Here is a 3,516-nt window from a genome sequence, read left to right as displayed (position 1 = left end):
GCAACGCGCTGCGCCTCACGACCATCCCGCCGCGCAGCAAGCTGCCGCTGGCCATCACGGTTGTAGCCTGGCAACGGGGCCGCAGCGGCCCCAGCCCCGTGCAAACCGCCGAGCCGGTAGAAATGACTTTCCACGTAAGGCGCTAAGGTGTGTGGACAGTAGCTAAAAAGTGTGTTTTGCCACTTTCAGGGCAGTTCTGCTTACAATCTGCTCGTCCACTTTGCTCCTGCCAGGCAATTGGCTCTCGCAAATCCAAAGACACTGAATACCACACCTGTTTTCAATGAATTGACCAAAATATACGCATTTGAGAAATTCTACCTAAATATTATTGACTGATAATCTGCAAGTTGATATTAGCAGTATTGTGCCGCAACGCGGCAGTCATGCGGGGTTAAGCAGGGTGATGCGGCGTTGCATTTTTCAATTTATCACAACCACTATACAGCGGCATTTAACAGGGCAAACGCAGGGTCTGCAACTGCTCTATTAAATGCCGTTTTATACAGCCTTACTGCAAAGTCGCAATACCTCAGATGATAGATGCGATTTTGTATTTATTTGATAAAAAACAATGGCATTGCATTACAAAAAAATCATGCATTACTTTAATGGTGCAGCATGAATAAAACGCCGATAGGCGCAAAAAACAATCTTCCGCGGGGTTTTTTAACTCATTCGCCAATCCAAAATCGTTGTTTGGCGAAAACGACTATGCGCGTTGAGGCGGATAGTAATTTTGCACAAAACAAATACTTTCATTTTTTTCAATCTAAGCAAAACCATTCGTTCTATTGAATCGCCTGGTATTTAACGACCTACCTAAATACTTGTCTAATGCATAAAATGACAACATTTCTACTTCCTCGTTGGGCACTGCTCCTGGTGGCACTCACCGGTGCCACCCTAAAGGCTCAGGCCCAGCAGTGCGCCAATCCCGGCCGTGATGGCCGGGTGACGCTGACCACATCGGCCAGCCCCAATACCTACTATCCCAGCAACGGGGCGCAGACGGTAAATGCCGGCGCTACGTCTATCAGCCTGGGTATGGCCACGGGGGCTACGACGCCCATTGCGGTCGGCGACCTACTGCTGGTCATTCAGATGCAGGGCGCTACTATCGACGTTTCCAACACTAGCAGCTACGGCACCATTAGCAGCACGGGCTACACGGCGGGTACGTATGAATACGTTACGGCTGCCAGTGCCGTGCCCCTGAGCGGCGGCACTCTGACCCTGGCCACGGGCCTGACCAACGGCTACGTGAGCGCGGTGGCGACGAGCAGCAATGGGCAGCGCAGCTTTCAGGTGGTGCGCGTGCCGCAGTACAGCAGCCTCACGCTGGCCACCAACGTGAACGCCACACCTTGGAACGGCAGCTCGGGCGGCCTGCTGGTACTGGACGTAGCCAACCAAACCAATCTGGCCGGCTTCACACTTAGTGCCACGGCAGCGGGCTTTCGGGGCGGCGGCGGCCGGCGCTTGTTTGGGGATGGCAGCCGGAACGCTTACTTCGTTAACGATTACCGCACCCCCGGCAGCACCACCAGCTCCGGGGCGGATGCCTCCGGCGCGGGCTCGACCATCGGCGGTATCGACACCGAAGTGCCCGGCTCCAACGGCACAAAAGGCGAAGGCACGGCGGGCACGCCCCGCTACGTGAACAACAACGGCACCTTGCTTGATACCCGCACTAGCTACAACGGCCTGCCTAACGGACTCAATGATGGCTACCCTGGGGGTGACAACGCCCGCGGGGGCCCTGCCGACGCCGGCGGGGGCGGCACCGACGGTTCGCCATCAAATACGAACGCTACCGATGGTTCGCCGCAGATAAATAACCGCAACAGTGGCGGCGGCGGCGGCGCCAACGGCGGTACCGGCGGGCGGGGCGGCAATTCTTGGACCAACAACCTGGCCATCGGCGGGGAGCCCGGCGCGGCTTTTGCCGTGGCAAGCCCCAGCCGGATAGTACTGGGCGGCGGCGGCGGCTCGGGTTCTACCAATAACGGCACCAACGATGCAAACCGCACGGGCATCTACAGCAGCGGCGGGGCCGGGGGCGGCATCGTGATACTGCGCACGGCAACCATCAACAGCGCGGGCGGCACTATCACGGCCAATGGCGCAGGTGCTCCGTCTGCTACTACCGCCAATGCTACTAAAGTAGCCAATGACGGCAGCGGCGGCGGCGGGGCCGGCGGGGCCATTCTGGTAACGGCTACTACGGCCACCAATATTTCCTCCTTAACCCTCACGGCTAACGGCGGCGAGGGAGGCAGCAACACGCAGGGCGGCACCGTGACGGAGCACGGTCCGGGCGGCGGCGGCGGCGGCGGTATTATCCTGACCACTGGCTCGGCAGCCAGTGCGACGGCAGCGGCAGGGGCTAATGGGCTTTCCAAGACCGTGGCCATCCCGGCGGGCGTAGCCTATGGGTCGGCTCCGGGAGCTACCGGCGTAGTGAACACCAACGTCAGCGCCAGCATCACCAACAGCGTGGCCGGTGCCAGCTGCCCGGCCGACGTGACGACGACCATCACCGGTCCGACCACTCTGAATGCGGGCCAGCCCACGGGCACGTTCACGGCTATTTTCACCAACAACGGCACCAGCAACGCCAGCCTGGTGACCCAGGTGGTGACGCTGCCCAGCGGCGCGACGTTTACCACCGACCAGCTAGCGGCTATCACGACGGCCTACCCGGGCACCGTGTACAGCGCGGGTGCCAATACGCTGACCTTCCCCACGGCCACGACGCTACTGCCCGGACGCAGCGATGTCTTTACGTTTACTTTCACGGCACCGACCACGGCCACTACCAGCGCCAGCATCGCCAGCAACGTGACGACCGGGGCCAACGAAGGGGCCAACGCGGCCCCCAACGCGGCCGCGCAAACCCTGACCGTAGTGGGCGTAGCCAACGCGGCTACTACCCTGAGCACCAGCGCTACTTCCATCGCCAGCGGCTCGACGGTGACGCTGACAGCGGGCTTCAACAACGTGCTCGGTAATGCCTTGGCGGCGAGCGTAGTGGGCCAGGTGCAGCTGCCGGTGGGCCTCACCAATGTGACGACCAGCGGCGGCACCTATGATGCCACGACGGGCGTAGTGACCTACAACATCGGTACGCTGGCGGCGGGCGCTTCGGCCACCAGCCTCACCATCAGCTACACCCAGCCGGCTACCGGTACGGTGGTGGCTACTGCTTCGGTGAGCACTACTTCGAACGAGGCGGGCCAGGTGAGCAACAACCAAGCCTCGGTTTCAGTGGCCCCGAGCGTTACCTCGGACGTGGCTACCGCCCTTAGCGGCCCCACCATGGCTACGGCGGGCAGCGAAGTGACCTTCAACGTGACGACCAGCAACGCCGGCACCGGCGTGAACACCAACGTGGTGCAGACCGTGACGCTGCCCAGCGGCGCGACCAACGTGTATGCCACCGGCGGCGGGGTAGTGAGCACCACGGGCGGCATCACGACCGTGACCTTTCCGGCCATCGCGGCGCTGGCGGCG

1 protein-coding gene is annotated in these 3,516 nt (G+C 61.0%); it reads left to right on the top strand.

Translation table 11 applies throughout. The features are described from left to right. Positions 1–846 precede the first annotated feature (846 nt). Positions 847–3,516: beta strand repeat-containing protein (locus ACYVDE_RS17690; RefSeq protein ID WP_460502876.1), on the top strand; the 2,670-nt coding region annotated here is incomplete at its 3' end.

It is taken from the genome of Hymenobacter agri (assembly GCF_054778495.1).
This window is presented reverse-complemented; position numbering and strand designations above follow the sequence as displayed.